Genomic DNA, 15,297 nt, shown 5'->3' with positions numbered 1-15,297 from the left:
TGCCTCACCGAGCCAGGGGGGCGCATGGCGGAGTCCCCCCTGAGCGCTCCAGGCCGCTCCGCCGGAGCGCCCTGGAGAGCCTTGGGCCGCCTGTGAGCCGCAGGACTTGTGTGACGGGTCGCACAGTTCCCCGCACCCCTTAAGAGGCGCTCCGCTCCAGCTCGTGCCGGAGGTCGTCCAGCTCGCTGCCGCCCGCCATCTGGCGGGTCAGCTCGTCGAGGGTGATCTCGTCGCGGGTGTGGCTGCCGAACATGGCGCCGCGCTTCAGGAGGACGAAACGGTCGCCCACCAGGTACGCGTGGTGCGGGTTGTGCGTGATGAGGACCACGCCGAGGCCGGCGTCCCGCGCGGCGGCCACGTACTTGAGGACCACGCCGGACTGCTTCACACCGAGCGCGGCGGTGGGCTCGTCGAGGACGAGGACCTTGGCGCCGAAGTGGACGGCGCGGGCGATCGCCACGCACTGGCGCTCACCGCCGGAGAGGGTGCCGATGGGCTGGTCGACGTCACGCAGGTCGATGCCCATGCGCAGCAGCTCCGCGTGGGTGGTCCTGCGCATGCGGTCGACGTCCATGCGCTTGAAGGGACCGGTGCCCGTCGACAGCTCGGAGCCGAGGAAGAAGTTCCGCCACACCGGCATCAGCGGGACCACGGCGAGGTCCTGGTAGACGGTGGCGATGCCCCGGTCCAGGGCCTCGCGCGGGGAGGTGAGCCGGGTCTCCTCGCCCTCGATGCTCAGGGTGCCCGCGTCGTGCTGGTGCAGGCCCGCGATGATCTTGATCAGCGTGGACTTGCCCGCGCCGTTGTCGCCGAGCACACACGAGATCTCGCCCGCGTGCACCACCAGCGAGACGCCTTCGAGGGCGCGGATGTTGCCGTAGTACTTGCTGACGTCGTCGAGTTCGACGAGCGCCGTGCGTTCCGTGGCGGCCGCGCCGGTCGCCTTTCCCGCGCCCGTCGTCAGACCGTCGCCGCCCGTCGCCACACCGTCACCGTTCGTCGTCACGCCGTCGCCGTCCGTCGTCATGCCGTCGCCTCCGCGCGCTTGCGGACCCAGTGGTTGAGCAGGGTCGCCAGGAGCAGCATCACTCCCAGGAAGAACTTGAACCAGTCCGGGTTCCACTCGGCGAACACGATGCCCTTGCTCACCATGCCGAAGATCAGCGCGCCGACCGCCGCGCCGACCGCGGAGCCGTAGCCACCGGTGATCAGACAGCCGCCGATGACGGCCGCGATGATGTAGATCAGCTCGTTGCCGACGCCCTCGCCGGACTGCACGACGTCGAACGAGAACAGCAGGTGCTGCCCGGAGATCCAGGCGCCGAAGGCGACACCCATGTAGAGGCCGATCTTCGTCTTGTTGACCGGGACGCCGACCGCGCGGGCCGCGTCCTCGCCACCGCCGACGGCGTAGATCCAGTTGCCGAAGCGGGTGCGCAGCAGGATCCAGGTGGCGACGACGACCAGGGCCAGCCACCACAGGATGGTGATCTTGAAGTCGACGCCGCCGATGGTGAACGTCGAGGCGAAGACGTCCCTGGCCGAGGAGAAGCCCTGCATGTCGGAGATCGACTTCGTGGACACCGTGCCGCTGATCAGCTTGGTGAAGCCGAGGTTCATGCCGGTCAGCATCAGGAAGGTGCCGAGCGTGATGATGAAGCTCGGGGGGTCCGTGCGGGTCAGCATGACGCCGTTGAAGACGCCGATCGCCAGCGTGACGACCAGCGAGACGAGAACGCCGACCCAGACGTTCGCGGTCATCTGATAGCTGAACATCGAGGAGATCAGCGCGGAACTGGTCACCATGACGCCCGCGGAGAGGTCGAACTCGCCGCCGATCATCAGCAGCGCGACCGGTACGGCCATGATGCCGATCGTCGAGGAGGCGTACAGCACCGTGCTGAGACTCGCGGCGCGTACGAAGCTGTCGGCGAAGATCGCGAAGAAGAGGAAGACCGCGATCGCTCCGACCACGGAGCCGAGCTCGGGCCGGCCCATGAGTCTGCGCAGGGGCGAGGTCTTCAGGAGGCGCTCGTCGGCCTTGGTGTCGGGCGACGGCGCGGGTGCGGGCGCAGTGGCGCTCATCGGGTCCCCCGCTTGGTGTACTCCTCGAGCGCGGCGGCCTGATCCTTGGTGATGATCTGCGGGCCGGTGAGGACCGGCTTGCCGCCGCCGAGGACATCGGCGTTGTACTTGTAGAGCCACAGCAGGTCCACGGCCTCGTACCCCTGGAGGTAGGGCTGCTGGTCGACCGCGAAGCCGAGTGTGCCGTCCTTGAGCTCCGCGGCCACCTTCGCGTTCAGGTCGAAGGTGTCGATCTCCGCCTTGCTGCCCGCGTCGGCCTTCGCCTTCACCGCGGTGTCCGCGTACGGGGCGCCGAGCGTGACGACCGTGTCGATGGACTTGTCGGCCTGCAGCTTGGCGCCGATGGAGGACTGCACGTCGGGCATGCTGGTGCCCTGGACGTAGAGGTTCTGCACGGTGCCGTGGAAGGTGTTCTTCACACCCGCACAGCGCTGCTCGTGGCCGACGTTGCCCTGCTCGTGCAGGATGCACAGGGCCTTCTTGCGGCCCCGCTTGTTCAGCTCCTCGCCGACCGCCTCGCCGGCGATCGTCTCGTCCTGCCCGATGTGGGCGAGCGCGCCGAACGCCTTGGACTGCTCGGAGCCGGAGTTCACCGTGATCACGGGAATGCCGGCCTTCTCGGCGCGCGCGACGGCCGCCTTCATCGCGTCCGGCTTGGCCAGCGTGACGATGATGCCGTCGACCTGCTTGTCCACGGCGGCGTCGACGAGCTGCGCCTGCTGCTGCGCCTCGGCGTTGTGCGAGTACAGGAAGTTGATGTTGTCCTTGACCGCGGCCTGCTTGGCGCCGTTCTGCACGATGTCCCAGAACGTGTCGCCATCGCCCGAATGGGTGATCATCGCGAAGGTCCACTTGGGCGTGTTCACCGCGGCCCTGCCCTGGGCCGCGGCCGCCTTACGGGCGTCCTCGGCCCGCTTCCCGCCGGTGCTGCTGCATCCCGCGAGGGACACCCCCAGCGCCCCTGCGAGCGCGATGCTTACCCAGGTCCGAGTCCGTGCCACGAGGCCGTGCCCTTCTTGCTGTGTTCTTTGGTGCGCCGGGGCCCGCGAAGCGGCCCGGCGGGCCGTTCCGCAGGCCCCGGGGGCCGGCATCTCGCCGGCCCCAAACGCCCAAGTATCGAACACTGGGATCGTGCACCCCATCAGCGGGTCCCGCGCGCGGTGTACTTCTCGAGGGTCGAGGCGTCCTTCTCGGTGATGATGGCCGGGCCGGTCAGGACCGTCTTGCCGCCGCCGAGGATGTCGCCGTTGGTCTCGTAGAGCCACAGCATGTCGATGGCCTCGTACCCCTGGAGGTAGGGCTGCTGGTCGACCGCGAAGCCGACCTCCTTGGCCTGGAGGCGCTTGACCACCTCGGCGTTCAGGTCGAAGGTGTCTATCTCCGCCTTGCTGCCCGCGTCGGCCTTGGCCTTCACCGCGACGGCGGCGATCGGGGCGCCCAGGGTGACGAGGGCGTCGATACCCTTGGTGGCCTGGAGCTTCGCCTCGATGGAGGACTGGGTGGCGGGGGCGTTGGTGCCGTCGACGTCGAGGTTCTCGAGCGTGCCCTTGAAGGTCTTCCTCACGCCCGCGCAGCGCTGCTCCAGCGAGACGTTGCCCTGCTCGTGGATGACGCAGACGGCCTTCTTCAGGCCCCGGTTGTTCAGCTCCTCGCCGACGGCCTCACCGGCGACCGACTCGTCCTGTCCGAAGTGCGCGAGCGCCCCGAACCGCTTGGAGAACTCGGCACCGGAGTTGATCGTGACGACCGGGATGCCCGCCTGCTCGGCCTTGGCGAGGACATCCTTCATGGCGTCGGGCTTGGCCAGGGTGACGACGATCCCGTCGACCTTCTTGTCGATGGCGGCCTGGACGAGCTGGGCCTGGCCGCCCGCTTCCTTGTCGTTCGAGTACAGGAAGTCGACGTTGTCCTTGCTCGCCGCCTGCTTGGCGCCGCTCTGCACGATGTCCCAGAAGGTGTCGCCCTCGCCGGAGTGCGTCACCATCGCGATCTTCAGACGGGGCGTACTCGCGGCCTTCCCGCCGCTCCCGCCGGCGCTCGCCTTGTTCTCGGAGTCCTTGCCACCGGAGTTGCTGCAGCCGGCCGCGAGCGCGATCACGGCGATCACCGCCGCTGCCGTTCGGGCTGTACGCATGGTCGGAACACCCTCTTTTCCGCCGCACCTTTGCGGCTGAGGGGAGTTCTAGCTTTGCGCCCGCACACCAGTCAATGGACTTTTTAGAACATTCTTACGATTCAAATTCGGCCTCACTGGAGCCGATTCACCACCCCTTCACGACTGCTTCACGGCCGTACGAGGAGCTGGAATTCGAAGGAGTAGCGCGAGGCACGGTACGTGTGGCTGCCGAACTCCACCGCGCGTCCGGTGTCGTCGAAGGTGGTGCGCTGCATGGTGAGCAGCGGTGCCCCGGCGGGCTCACCGAGCCGCTCCCCCTCCTCCGCGGTGGCCGCGCGGGCCCCGACGGACTGGCGGGCGCTGTGCAGGGTGATGCCCGCGGCCCGCATCAGCCGGTACAGGCCGGTGGCCTCCATCTGCTCACTGTCCAGCTCCAGCAGTTCGGGGGGCAGATAGTTGCAGAGGTACGCCATCGGCTCACCGTGGGCGAGCCGCAGCCGCTCCACCCGGTGTACGTCGCTGCCCTCGGCCACGCCCAGAGCGGCCGCGACCTCGGCGGACGCCGGTACGACGGTGTTGACGAGCACCCGGGTCGCGGGACGCTGCCCGGCCGCCTCCAGGTCGTCGTACAGACTGCTGAGCTCCAGGGGCCGCTTGACCTGGCTGTGCACGACCTGGGTGCCGACACCGCGGCGGCGCACCAGCAGACCCTTGTCGACGAGGGACTGGATGGCCTGGCGGACCGTGGGACGGGACAGCCCGAGCCGCCCCGCGAGCTCGATCTCGTTGCCGAGCAGGCTGCCCGGGGTCAGGGTCCCGTGCTCGATCGCCGCCTCCAGCTGTTGGGACAGCTGGAAGTACAGCGGGACCGGGCTGCTGCGGTCGACGCTGAGCTGGAGCGACACGGTCGGTTCCTCATCTGGTTTCGGCACGGGCCGAGCGTAGCTCCGGGAGATGTTGACGGGAAGTTGTGTAGTTCGATTGTCCGGACAAAGCATTGACAGCGTGCCTGGTGGGCCCTCACTTTGTTCCCATGCGCATCGGACTGATCGGAACGGGTCGTATCGGCACATTTCACGCGACCGTTCTCAACCGCCACCGCGAGGTCGGTTCCCTCATCGTCACGGACGCGGACTCGGTGAGGGCACATGCGGTCGCGGACCGGCTGGGCGCCACGGCGGCGCCCAGCGTGGACGAGATCTTCACCTGGGGTGTGGACGCCGTGGTGATCACGGCGGCCACCTCGGCGCACGGCGAACTGATCGGCAGGGCAGCGCGCATGGGGCTCCCGGTGTTCTGCGAGAAGCCCATCGCCGTCGACCTGCCGGGCACGCTGTCCGCGCTCGCCGAGGTCGACGCGGCCGGCACGGTCCTGCAGCTGGGCTTCCAGCGCCGCTTCGACACCGGCTACGCGACCGCGCGCGAGGCGGTGCGCTCGGGGCGGCTCGGACGGCTGCACACGATCCGCGCGATGACCTCCGACCAGTCGCCTCCCCCGGCCGCGTACCTCCCGATCTCCGGTGGCATGTACCGCGACTGCCTCGTCCATGACTTTGACATGCTGCGCTGGATCACCGGCCGCGAGGTCGTCGAGGTGTACGCGATGGGCTCCGACGCCGGGCCCTCGATGTTCCGTGAGGCGCATGACATCGACACGGCCGCCGCCGTCCTCACCCTGGACGACGGCACGCTCGCCACGGCGACCGCGACCCGGCTGAACGGCGCGGGCTACGACGTGCGCATGGAGCTGGCCGGCGAGCTGGACCAGATCGGCGTCGGCCTGGACGACCGTACGCCGATCGCCTCCACCGAACCGGCCGGACCGCCGGCCGCCGACAAGCCGTGGACCGGTTTCCTGGAGCGCTTCGGCCCTGCCTACGAGGCCGAGCTCGCCGCCTTCGTCGACGTCGTGCGCGGCGAACGCGCCAACCCCTGCGACGGGCAGGAGGCCCTGCACGCACTGCGCATCGCCGAGGCCTGCGAGCTGTCGCGGCTGGAGAGACGCCCGGTGTATCTGGCGGAGATCCCCGGCAGACGGGACTGAGCGGACGCGTCGGTGCCGCTCCCCACCCGAGGCCGCCGCACCACCGTCCCCCTTCACTCACCCCCGCGCACGACCACTCACCAGCGCACGGGCAGACTGCGCAGACCGCGCATCAGCATGCCCGAGAGCCAGTCACCAGGGGGCCCGTCCAGCGCGAGATCCGGGCATCTCTCCAGCAGGGAGCGCAGCGCGACCCGGGCTTCGAGACGGGCCAGCGGCGCACCCAGGCAGTAGTGGATGCCGTGCCCGAAGGAGAGATGGCCCTGCGGGGCGCGGTGGATGTCGAAACGGTCAGGATCCGGGCAGCGCGCCGCGTCACGGTTCGCGGCGTCGAGCCCGATCATCACCGGGTCACCCGCCGCGATGGCCCTGCCACCGATCTCCAACGGCTCCGCCGCATAGCGGTACGTCGCCGTCTCGACCGGTCCCTCGAAGCGCAGCACCTCCTCCACCGCGCCGTCGAGGAGCGTCATGTCGGCCCGCAGCGCGGCGAGCTGGCCGGGGTGGGTGAGCAGGGCGTGCACACCGTTCGTGATCAGGTTGACCGTGGTCTCGTGGCCCGCGACCAGCAGGATGAACGCCATCCCGCGCAACTCGTCACGGGAGAGCCGGTCGCCGTCCTCGGCCCGGGTGCGGATGAGGTCGCTGAGCAGGTCGTCGCCGGGGGCCGTGCACCGCTTGTCCTCGATGAGCTCATCGAGGTAGGCGGCCAGCTGCCGGACGGCGGCCAGCTCGGAATCCCCGTCGGTCGGCGTCACGATCTCGTTCGACATCGCGCGGAACGCCACCCGGTCGATGTCCGGGACGCCCAGCAGCTCGCAGATGACGGTGATCGGCAGCGGATAGGCGAACGACTCGACGAGGTCGGCGCCCCCCTTCGGAAGCATCTCGTCCAGCAGTTCGTCGGTGATCTGCTGGACGCGCGGGCGCAGCGCCTCCACCCTCCGCATGGTGAACGCGCCCGTGACGAGGGAGCGCAGCCGGGTGTGCTCCGGCGGGTCGGCGATCAGCACATACCGGCCCATCAGCTCTTCTTCGAGTGAACTCCACCCCCCTCTCCTCGTGTCCTTGGAGAGCCTCGGGTCGGCGAGAGCGGCCCGCGCCTCCTCGTACCCGACGACGAGCCAGCCCTCGTACGCGCCCGGCCGCGGTGTCCGCACCCAGTGGACGGGGCCGCGCTCGCGCAGCGCCGCGTACACCGGATACGGGTCCCTCGTGAACCCCGCTCCGTACTCCCCCAGATCGATCATGGTCCCCCTCCCGTTGTCCTTCCAACGCGCGGGCCCCACGCTCAGTGCCCGTCGTCTGCCTCCAGAAGTCCCGCGTCGTACGTCAACAGGGCGATCTGCACCCGGTTGTTGAGGCCGAGCTTGGCGAGGATGCGTGAAACATGGGTCTTGACGGTGGCGACGCTCATGTACAGCCCGGCGGCGATCTCGGCGTTGGAGGAGCCCCGGCCGACGGCCACGGCGACCTCGCGTTCACGGTCGTTGAGCGCGCCGATCCGGTCCCGGGCGCCGGTACGCCGCCCACCCGGCGCCCCACCGGCCGCGTGCTCCATCAACTGGCGGGTGACGGCGGGCGAGAGCACGGGATCACCGGCCGCGACCCGGCGTACCGCGTCGAGGATCTGCACAGGCGGCGTGTCCTTGAGGACGAACCCGGCCGCACCCGCGCGCAGCGCCCGCAGCACCTGGTCGTCGGCGTGAAACGTGGTGAGGACCACGACCTGCGGCGCGTTCTCGCGTCCCCGCAGCCGTTCGGTGGCCGTGAGTCCGTCGATCACCGGCATCCGGATGTCCATCAGGACGACGTCCGGGCGGGTGCGGTCGACGAGCGCCTCGACCTCGCCGCCGTCCGCGGCCTCGCCGACGATCTCGATGTCGTCGGCGCCGCCCATCATGAAGGACAGGCCGGCCCTGACCAGTGGATCGTCGTCGACGAGAAGCAGCCGGATCGCATTCATGGTGCCTACCGTAGGTGCCCGCCGGGGCATTCCTCACGCCTCGACCGCGACGAACGACTACCGTCGGCCGCCACGACAGTCTCGACGGGGTCTCTCCCGGGAGTGAGGAGTTCAGTGCGCTATCGGCTCTTGGGCAGGACCGGCCTGCGCGTCTCGGAGCTGTTCCTCGGTGCCATGACGTTCGGGGAGCAGGGCGGGGTGGGAGCGCCGAAGGAGGAGTGCGCGCGGATCCTCGACACGTACGCGGAGGCGGGCGGCAACGTGGTGGACACGGCCGTCAACTACCGCGGCGGCGCCAGCGAGGAGATCGTGGGGGAGTTACTCAGAGGCCGACGCGACCGTTTCGTCCTCTCCACCAAGTACACCGTCTCCCGTGACGGCACCGACCCGAACGCCGCCGGGAACCACCGTAAGAACCTCGCCCTCTCCCTGGAGACGAGCCTGCGGCGCCTCGACACGGACTACATCGACGTCTACTGGGTGCACATCTGGGACCGGAACACACCGGTCGAGGAGACCATGCGCGCCCTGGACGACGCCGTACGGTCCGGCAAGGTCCTGTACGTGGGTATCTCGGACGCGCCCGCCTGGGTGGTCTCGCGGGCCAACACCCTTGCCGAGTGGCGGGGTTGGTCTCCCTTCGCCGCACTCCAGGTGCCCTACAGCCTGCTCAGCCGCGACGCGGAGCGCGAGCTCCTCCCCATGGCGGAGACCCTCGGCATGTCGGTGGCCGCGTGGAGCCCGCTGCACAACGGCATCCTGTCGGGCAAGTACACACGTCCGGGCGGCGTGGCCCCCGGCACGGCGACCCGCCTCTCCCCCGAGGCGATCGGGGAACTCGAACGGACGGTGGCCGAAGCGGTCCGGTCGGCGGCCGACGAGCTCGGCGCCTCCCCCGCCCAGGTGGCCATCGCCTGGACCATGGCCCACTCCCCCACCGTCCACCCCATCATCGGCGCCCGCCACGTCACCCAGCTCACCGACAACCTGGGCGCGGGCGAACTCACCCTCCCCGACCACATACTGACCAACCTGGAGGAGGCCACGGCCTTCCGCACCGGCTTCCCCACGGACTTCATCAACGAGACATCGAGCTGGGTGTACGGCACCGCGGGCCACCGAGTGATCCCCCGCAATCCCTGACACACCCGCAGCCGCGAGGCGACGCAAGGGGCCGTGGCGGTACGTCGCAAGTCCGTCGCTCACGTCCGGATCGAGCAGCGGCTCCCTTGCCCGGCCCACGTCTGATCCAGCGGCGACGGGCTCGACGCACCGCCACGGCCCCGACCCACCACACACCCGCAGGCGCAGGCGCACCCCACGCTCACCCACCCCACGGCAGCCACGCCCGCACCAAGAAGCCCCCACCCCCGTCGGACCCGTGCTCCAGACGCCCCCCGGCCAGAGTGGCCCGCTCGGTCAGCCCGATCAGCCCCTGCCCGGAACCCGGCACATGCGGCACCTCCCCCGGAGGAGCGGGGTTGCGCACGGACACACTCACCCCGTCACCCGGGGCCCCCGAGACACCCACCGTGACCTCGGCCCCCGGAGCGTGCTTACGAGCGTTCGTCAGCCCTTCCTGGGCGATGCGATACACCGTCCGCCCGACAGAGGCGGGCACCGCCGCGGCATCGGCGACCCGCAGATCGAGGGCCACCTTCATCCCCGCCTCACGCGACTCGGAGACCAGCGCGTCCAACGCGCCGAGCGTCGGCTGCGGCCGCCCCGCGTCGTCGGAGTCACCCGCCCGCAGCACCCCGATGATCTCCCGCAGATCCTGCAAGGCCTCGCGCGCGCTCTCCCGGATCACCCCGGCGGCCCGCGCGACCTCCTCGCGAGGCGCGTCCGGACGGAACTCCAACGCCCCCGCGTGCACGCTCAACAGCGTCAGCCGGTGCGCGAGCACATCGTGCATCTCGCGCGCGATCGCCTCACGCGCCAGCCGCTGCGCCTGCTCGGCCCGCAGCGCGGCCTCCGTCTCGGCCCGCCGTGCCCGGTCCCGCAGACTCAGCATGAGCTGCCGCTTGGACCGTACGAACATGCCCCAGCCGACGACCGACAGGGTCAGCAGCGCGGTGACGGCGATGGCGGCGGCGTAGGAAAGATCGGGATCGGGGCGCAGCCAGAAGTAGACCGGAAGCAGGGCGAGCTGGAGACCGGCGACCCAGCCCACGTATTTGAGGGGCCGGTGCACGGCGAGCGTGAAGAGGGCGACCAGGCCCGCGCCACCCGCGGTGTTCGAGAGCAGTCCGACGGGGATCATCGCCACGGCCAGCCCCAGCGGCCACCGACGGCGCGACCACACGGCGAGGCAGGCGAGTCCGCCGATCCACTGGTCGACGACGGCGAGGGCGTGCGGGGTTTCCGGGTCGCGGGTCAGCGTGTGCGCGGCCATCGCCCCGATGAGGACGGCCAGCAGAAAGCAGCCGAAGTCGACCACCCAGTCACGCGCGGTACGCCGGGGCCATCCACCCCGCCCCGTCCGCTCGGGGTCGAGCTCCGCGACCACGGCCGACGGCAGCAGCCAGCGCCGCCCGGCCAGAACGGGTGCCGTCGGCACCGGATTGTCACCACTCACGGTCGACAAATCTACGAGGCCCGCCGCGCGGGCACCTCCCCCGCGGGGCGATCGTCGACCAAAGTAGCGGCGCCGCATACTTTCGTCCGGACGTACCTCACCCCGCGGCCCATGAACGTGGGGGGAACCGCGGGGCGAGGATCTTCCGCAAAGCGGCAAGAGCAGTCGGACCAGGTGAAGCAGTCGGACCGAGTGAAGCGGTCAGACCAGTCGTACGCGCAACCCTCGGCTCAGCAGCCGAAGTTGATCAGCTTGAACGTGACGTAGTGGTCCGAGGTGTAGTAGTCCTCCTGCGTCTTCTTGCCGGTCACGATGCGCTTGGCGCCACGCGTCGAGGAGCCCGGCGTGATGACGGTGTACTCGTGGTAGTACCCGGTGGACTGGGAGGGCAGGACACCCTCCCGGTTCTGGAAGACGGCCCCGTCCTGCGAGTACGGGAAGGGACCGCCGGACGCGATCAGGTCCAGCGTGTCGTACGCCTGCGACGGCAGCCTGCTGTAGCAGATGCTGCCCACGGCGGTGGCCGCCGCGTTGGCGGGGACCACGGTGGTGCCGCCGATGAGCAGCGCGGACATGAAGGCGACCAGGGCGCCGATACGAGTGATTCGTGGGGGGAATCTCATGACTCTAGGATGACGCGCGTAGACCCTGGCATGTCAATGTCAAGGCAGAGGATTTCTCCCGCCAAGTCCGATGAATTTTCCGGGAGTTAACGAAACCCGACACGACGCCGTGCGCGGTCAGCCGCTCGCGGGACCTTCGGCGGTAGTGTGCCGAGGGACGGTGCAGTGTGCACACGACGCCATCCACGGTGAGGGGCGATGATCGTTTCGGTGGTGTCGATGCCGGAGGGCGTCGTCGCTCGCACCGGTCTGGCACAGGCCCGGGAGCACCTCGCGGCGACGACCGGCTTCGTGATCGTGGACATCGACCTGGGAGACGAACCCCCGCCCGACGAGGAGCCGCTCTCCCGTCGGCTCGGACTGGACGACGCGGCCCGCGAGTGGCTCGGCAGAGCGGACGAGCACGTCCGGGCCGAGTACCACGACAAGACTGCCATCGGCGTCGTTCCGGCGGTCAGCGGAGACGACGTCACCCATATCCATGTCCTTGCCGACCAGCGCCGCTTCATCACGGTGCATCACGGGCCCGTCGAACTGATCGAGGCCTTCCTCGACCAGGTGCCGCAGGACCTGCCCCCCGACGTGGTGACGACGCTGTTCCTGTTTCTGCAAGGGGTCCTGGAGACCTTTCGCCGGGCCGTCACGCAGGCCCATCTGGAGGTCGAGGACCTGGAGGAGGCGATGTTCGAGCGGCGGCAGCCGGAGCATGTCCAACGGCTGGCCCAGCTGCGACGGCGTGCGGCCCGTCTGCATCGCGCGTTCCTGCCGTACGCCGCGGTCGCCCAGGAGATCCTGGTGCGCCGCAGGATGGCGGGGCACCACCTCTCCGAGGAGCGGCAGGCGATGAACCGGCTGCACGAGCACACCGTGCAGCTGGTCCTCGTGGAGATCGAGGCGCTGCGGGACGCGGCCCGGCGGGCCGCGGCCAGCTATGCGTCGCTCGTCGCCGATCAGCAGAACGTCGTGATCAACAGACTCACGATCGTCTCGATGATCTTCTTGCCGCTGTCGTTCCTGACCGGCTTCTTCGGCATGAACTTCGCCTACCTCACCAACCGGCTGATGAGCGAGGACTCCTTCCTGGAGTTCGGCCTGGGTCTGCAGGTGGGTGCCGTGCTCGTCGCTCTGTACTACGTGCTGTACCGCACGCACTGGCGGCAGCTGCGCGACAGCCGAACCCGTGACGCCGCCGACGGCCAGTCCTGATCGCAACCCGCCGGGGCCCCGCGCGGCAGCGGCACGCAGCGCGGCCTCAGCCGCCGAGCTCCTGGTACCTGGCCGTCAGGGCCGTGGCGCCCTCCTCCGTGAGGGAACCGAACAGACGCAGGCGGGAGATGCCTCCGTCGGGGAAGATGTCCACGCGCGCGTGGGTCCCGGTCACGGGCGCGGCGAGGACGAAGCGGTGGTTGGTGTCGGGCTGGAGGCGGGTACGGGGGAGGATCTCCGTCCAGTCGCCGTCGTCGCCGTCCTTCACCGACACCGACGCCCAGCCGGCGCTGTTGCCCTTCAGGTACGCCGTGTCGATCTCCAGGGCACGGATCTCGGACTGGGCGACCAGCTGGTAGCGGATCCAGTCGTTGCCCTGGTCACGGCGGCGGCGGGTCTCCCAGCCGTCGTCCATCTTGCGGGAGCGTCCCGGCTGGATGGTGTTCGTGGCGGGCGAGTAGAAGAGGTTGGAGGCGTCCTCGACCCGGCCGCCGCTCTCCAGGGCGAGAACGTCGAAGGTGCCGAGCGCGGAGAGCCACTCCGGGTCGGCCACGACCTCGCCGTGGACGCGCAGTCGGGCGATGCCGCCGTCGGGGTGCTGGTTGACGCGGAGGTGGGTGAAGCGCTGCTCGACGGCGACGGCGAAGCCGTTGGCGGCGTGGCCGCCGACCGCCGTGCGCGGTACGAGCGTCGTCCACTTCACGTCGTCCGCGAGGAGTTCCTCCGGCGACGGGGAGCCGGGCACCGAGGCGCCCTCGACCGACACCGCCTGGGGGTAGTTGCCGCGGAAGTGGGCCGTGTCGACCACCACTCCGCGTACGACACCGGGTGCGCCGAGCCGGACGAGCGCCCAGTCGTGGTCCTCGGCCGTCGGCCACGGGTGCTCGGCCGAGGCGCCGCGGCGCCGTCGCGTCTCCCAGCCGTCCATGACCTTGCCCTTGTGCCCGAAGTGCTCGGGATCGAACTCGGCGCGCCCCGGCAGCAGGAGGTTCTCGCGCTGGGCGAAGAACTCGTCGCTGGCGGCGATGACCCCGGCGCCGAGCTGCCGGTCGGCGAGGTTGGCGTACTGGGTGAAGGGGAAGTCGGCGGTGCGGTGGTCCGCGTACGGGTCGCCGCCTCCATAGGGGTTCGCGTCGCCGGTGAAGTGAGGAATCGCCGTCACGTTGATCAGGTCTGCCTTTCGAGGTCGGCCGCTGCGGGGGGCGGGTGCGAGTGAGTTCGAGGACTACGGGGTGCGCGTCAGGAGTTCACCGCCGGGGGCGCCGAACTCGCCGTCGGCCACGATGCGCTCGCCGCGCAGCCAGGTGGACTTCACGACCCCGCTGAGCGTTCGGCCGGCGTAGGCCGTGACCCGGTTGCGGTGCTGCAGCGCGGCGGGATCCACGGTGAAGGTCTCGTCGGGGGCGAGGACGGCGAAGTCGGCGTCATGGCCGACCGCGATGGCGCCCTTGCGGGAGCCGAGGCCGACCAGTTGAGCGGTGCGCGTGGACATCCAGCGGACCACGTCCTCCAGGCTGTGACCGCGCCCCCGTGCCTCCGTCCAGACCGCCGACAGGCTCAGCTGGAGCCCGGAGATGCCGCCCCAGGCGGTCGCGAAGTCGTCCGTCTTCAGGTCGGCCGTGGACGGCGAGTGGTCGGTGACGACGCAGTCGATCGTGCCGTCGGCCAGCGCCTGCCACAGCAGGTCCTGGTTGGCGGCCTCACGGATGGGCGGGCAGCACTTGAACTCGCTCGCCCCGTCCGGGACTTCCTCCGCCGTCAGGGTCAGGTAGTGGGGGCAGGTCTCCACCGTGATCCGCACGCCCGCACGCTTGGCTTCGGCGATCAGGGGCAGCGCGCCGGAGGACGACAGGTGCAGCACGTGCACACGCGCGTGGAGGCGTTCAGCCTGCGCGATGAGGTTGCCGATGGCGGTGTCCTCGGCGTCGCGCGGGCGCGAGGCCAGGAAGTCCGCGTACTTGGTGGCCTTCCGGCCGCCCATCCGAGGGGCGGCGGCGAGGTGGTGCGGGTCCTCCGCGTGCACGATGAGCAGGCCGTCGAACGCGGCGATCTCGGCCAGGGACCGGGCCAGTTGTTCCTGGTCCAGCTCGGGGAACTCGTCCACGCCTGACGGCGACAGGAAGGCCTTGAAGCCGAAGACTCCCGCGTCGTGCAGCGGACGCAGGTGCTTGACGTTGTCGGGAAGGGCACCACCCCAGAAGCCGACGTCGATGTGCGCCTTGGAGCGGGCGACGTCCCGCTTCGTACGGAGATGCTCGACCGTGGTCGTCGGCGGGAGGGAGTTGAGCGGCATGTCGACCAGGGTGGTGATGCCGCCGGCCGCGGCGGCGCGCGTCGCGGTCCAGAAGCCCTCCCACTCCGTGCGGCCGGGGTCGTTGACGTGCACGTGGGTGTCGACCAGGCCCGGCAGCAGGACGTCGTCGCCGAAGTCCTCCACGCGGGCGCCGGACGGCACCTCGGCGTCGTGGGCGAGCACGGCCGTGATCTTGCCCGCGGCGACCGCGACCGTGGCGGCGCGCGTTCCTTCGGGAGTGATGACGCGCGTCGAGCGCAGCATCAGTTCGACCCATCCGACGTCGGACACCCGGACCCCTCTCTCTGCCGCTGTCGACTCCCGCTGCCGCAGTTAACTTCCACGTAACGGAATTCAACGTTCTGTTGAAGGAGTCTTCACTCAAG

Annotated in this window: 14 protein-coding genes; 3 read left to right on the top strand and 11 right to left on the bottom strand. The window is 70.0% G+C overall.

Going from position 1 to position 15,297, the window contains the following annotated elements; all coding sequences use genetic code 11:
• Positions 1 to 139: 139 nt before the first annotated feature.
• The 5 genes from ACZ69M_RS40720 to ACZ69M_RS40700 all read right to left on the bottom strand — a co-directional run bounded on the left by ACZ69M_RS40720 (position 140) and on the right by ACZ69M_RS40700 (position 5,106).
• Positions 140 to 1,027: an ATP-binding cassette domain-containing protein gene (locus ACZ69M_RS40720; RefSeq protein ID WP_470058055.1), complete on the bottom strand. Its 888-nt coding sequence runs from the start codon at positions 1,025 to 1,027 to the stop codon at positions 140 to 142.
• On the bottom strand, positions 1,024 to 2,085 hold the full coding sequence (locus ACZ69M_RS40715; RefSeq protein ID WP_470058054.1) for an ABC transporter permease: 1,062 nt from the start codon (positions 2,083 to 2,085) through the stop codon (positions 1,024 to 1,026). The genes ACZ69M_RS40720 and ACZ69M_RS40715 overlap by 4 nt, the downstream gene beginning before the upstream one ends.
• Positions 2,082 to 3,086 (bottom strand): sugar ABC transporter substrate-binding protein, encoded by a 1,005-nt coding sequence (locus ACZ69M_RS40710; RefSeq protein ID WP_095851797.1) that lies wholly within the window; start codon positions 3,084 to 3,086, stop codon positions 2,082 to 2,084. Before ACZ69M_RS40710 ends, ACZ69M_RS40715 begins: the two co-directional genes overlap by 4 nt.
• Before the next feature lie 140 nt (positions 3,087 to 3,226).
• Complete coding sequence (locus ACZ69M_RS40705; RefSeq protein WP_470058052.1) at positions 3,227 to 4,219, bottom strand: sugar ABC transporter substrate-binding protein; 993 nt, start codon at positions 4,217 to 4,219, stop codon at positions 3,227 to 3,229.
• Positions 4,220 to 4,368: 149 nt separating this feature from the next.
• Entirely contained in the window at positions 4,369 to 5,106 is a 738-nt protein-coding gene (locus tag ACZ69M_RS40700) for a GntR family transcriptional regulator (RefSeq protein WP_470058211.1), read from the bottom strand.
• Between the two features lie 128 nt (positions 5,107 to 5,234).
• Between ACZ69M_RS40700 and ACZ69M_RS40695 the strand changes: the two genes are divergently transcribed.
• Complete coding sequence (locus ACZ69M_RS40695) at positions 5,235 to 6,245, top strand: Gfo/Idh/MocA family protein (protein WP_060898450.1); 1,011 nt, start codon at positions 5,235 to 5,237, stop codon at positions 6,243 to 6,245.
• A gap of 77 nt (positions 6,246 to 6,322) precedes the next feature.
• Here ACZ69M_RS40695 and ACZ69M_RS40690 read toward each other — a convergent pair whose 3' ends face one another.
• Positions 6,323 to 7,495, bottom strand: a complete 1,173-nt coding sequence (locus ACZ69M_RS40690) for a cytochrome P450 family protein (protein ID WP_470058050.1) — start codon at positions 7,493 to 7,495, stop codon at positions 6,323 to 6,325.
• A gap of 41 nt (positions 7,496 to 7,536) precedes the next feature.
• Complete coding sequence (locus ACZ69M_RS40685; protein ID WP_470058048.1) at positions 7,537 to 8,211, bottom strand: response regulator; 675 nt, start codon at positions 8,209 to 8,211, stop codon at positions 7,537 to 7,539.
• A 114-nt stretch (positions 8,212 to 8,325) separates the two neighbouring features.
• Here ACZ69M_RS40685 and ACZ69M_RS40680 point away from each other — a divergent pair, with 114 nt between their 5' ends.
• Positions 8,326 to 9,354 (top strand): aldo/keto reductase, encoded by a 1,029-nt coding sequence (locus ACZ69M_RS40680; RefSeq protein WP_470058046.1) that lies wholly within the window; start codon positions 8,326 to 8,328, stop codon positions 9,352 to 9,354.
• Between the two features lie 181 nt (positions 9,355 to 9,535).
• Here ACZ69M_RS40680 and ACZ69M_RS40675 read toward each other — a convergent pair whose 3' ends face one another.
• Together ACZ69M_RS40675 and ACZ69M_RS40670 are read right to left on the bottom strand one after the other, a co-directional pair.
• Positions 9,536 to 10,798 (bottom strand): sensor histidine kinase, encoded by a 1,263-nt coding sequence (locus tag ACZ69M_RS40675; protein ID WP_470058044.1) that lies wholly within the window; start codon positions 10,796 to 10,798, stop codon positions 9,536 to 9,538.
• Positions 10,799 to 11,019: 221 nt separating this feature from the next.
• Positions 11,020 to 11,412, bottom strand: a complete 393-nt coding sequence (locus ACZ69M_RS40670; RefSeq protein WP_352044552.1) for a guanyl-specific ribonuclease — start codon at positions 11,410 to 11,412, stop codon at positions 11,020 to 11,022.
• 198 nt (positions 11,413 to 11,610) lie between these two features.
• On the opposite strand from ACZ69M_RS40670, the gene ACZ69M_RS40665 reads away from it, so the two are divergent.
• Positions 11,611 to 12,618, top strand: a complete 1,008-nt coding sequence (locus ACZ69M_RS40665; protein ID WP_470058042.1) for a magnesium transporter CorA family protein — start codon at positions 11,611 to 11,613, stop codon at positions 12,616 to 12,618.
• A gap of 46 nt (positions 12,619 to 12,664) precedes the next feature.
• On the opposite strand, the gene alc is transcribed toward ACZ69M_RS40665, so the two are convergent.
• Complete coding sequence (gene alc, locus ACZ69M_RS40660) at positions 12,665 to 13,780, bottom strand: allantoicase (RefSeq protein WP_470058040.1); 1,116 nt, start codon at positions 13,778 to 13,780, stop codon at positions 12,665 to 12,667.
• A 63-nt stretch (positions 13,781 to 13,843) separates the two neighbouring features.
• The gene (gene allB, locus ACZ69M_RS40655; protein WP_470058209.1) at positions 13,844 to 15,175 is read right to left on the bottom strand and encodes an allantoinase AllB; all 1,332 of its coding nucleotides are present in this window, start codon (positions 15,173 to 15,175) and stop codon (positions 13,844 to 13,846) included.
• Positions 15,176 to 15,297 lie beyond the last annotated feature (122 nt).

It is taken from the genome of Streptomyces sp. NPDC107454 (assembly GCF_055582885.1).
The sequence above is the reverse complement of the archived record's forward strand: the minus strand, read 5'-3'. Positions and strand labels throughout refer to the sequence as shown.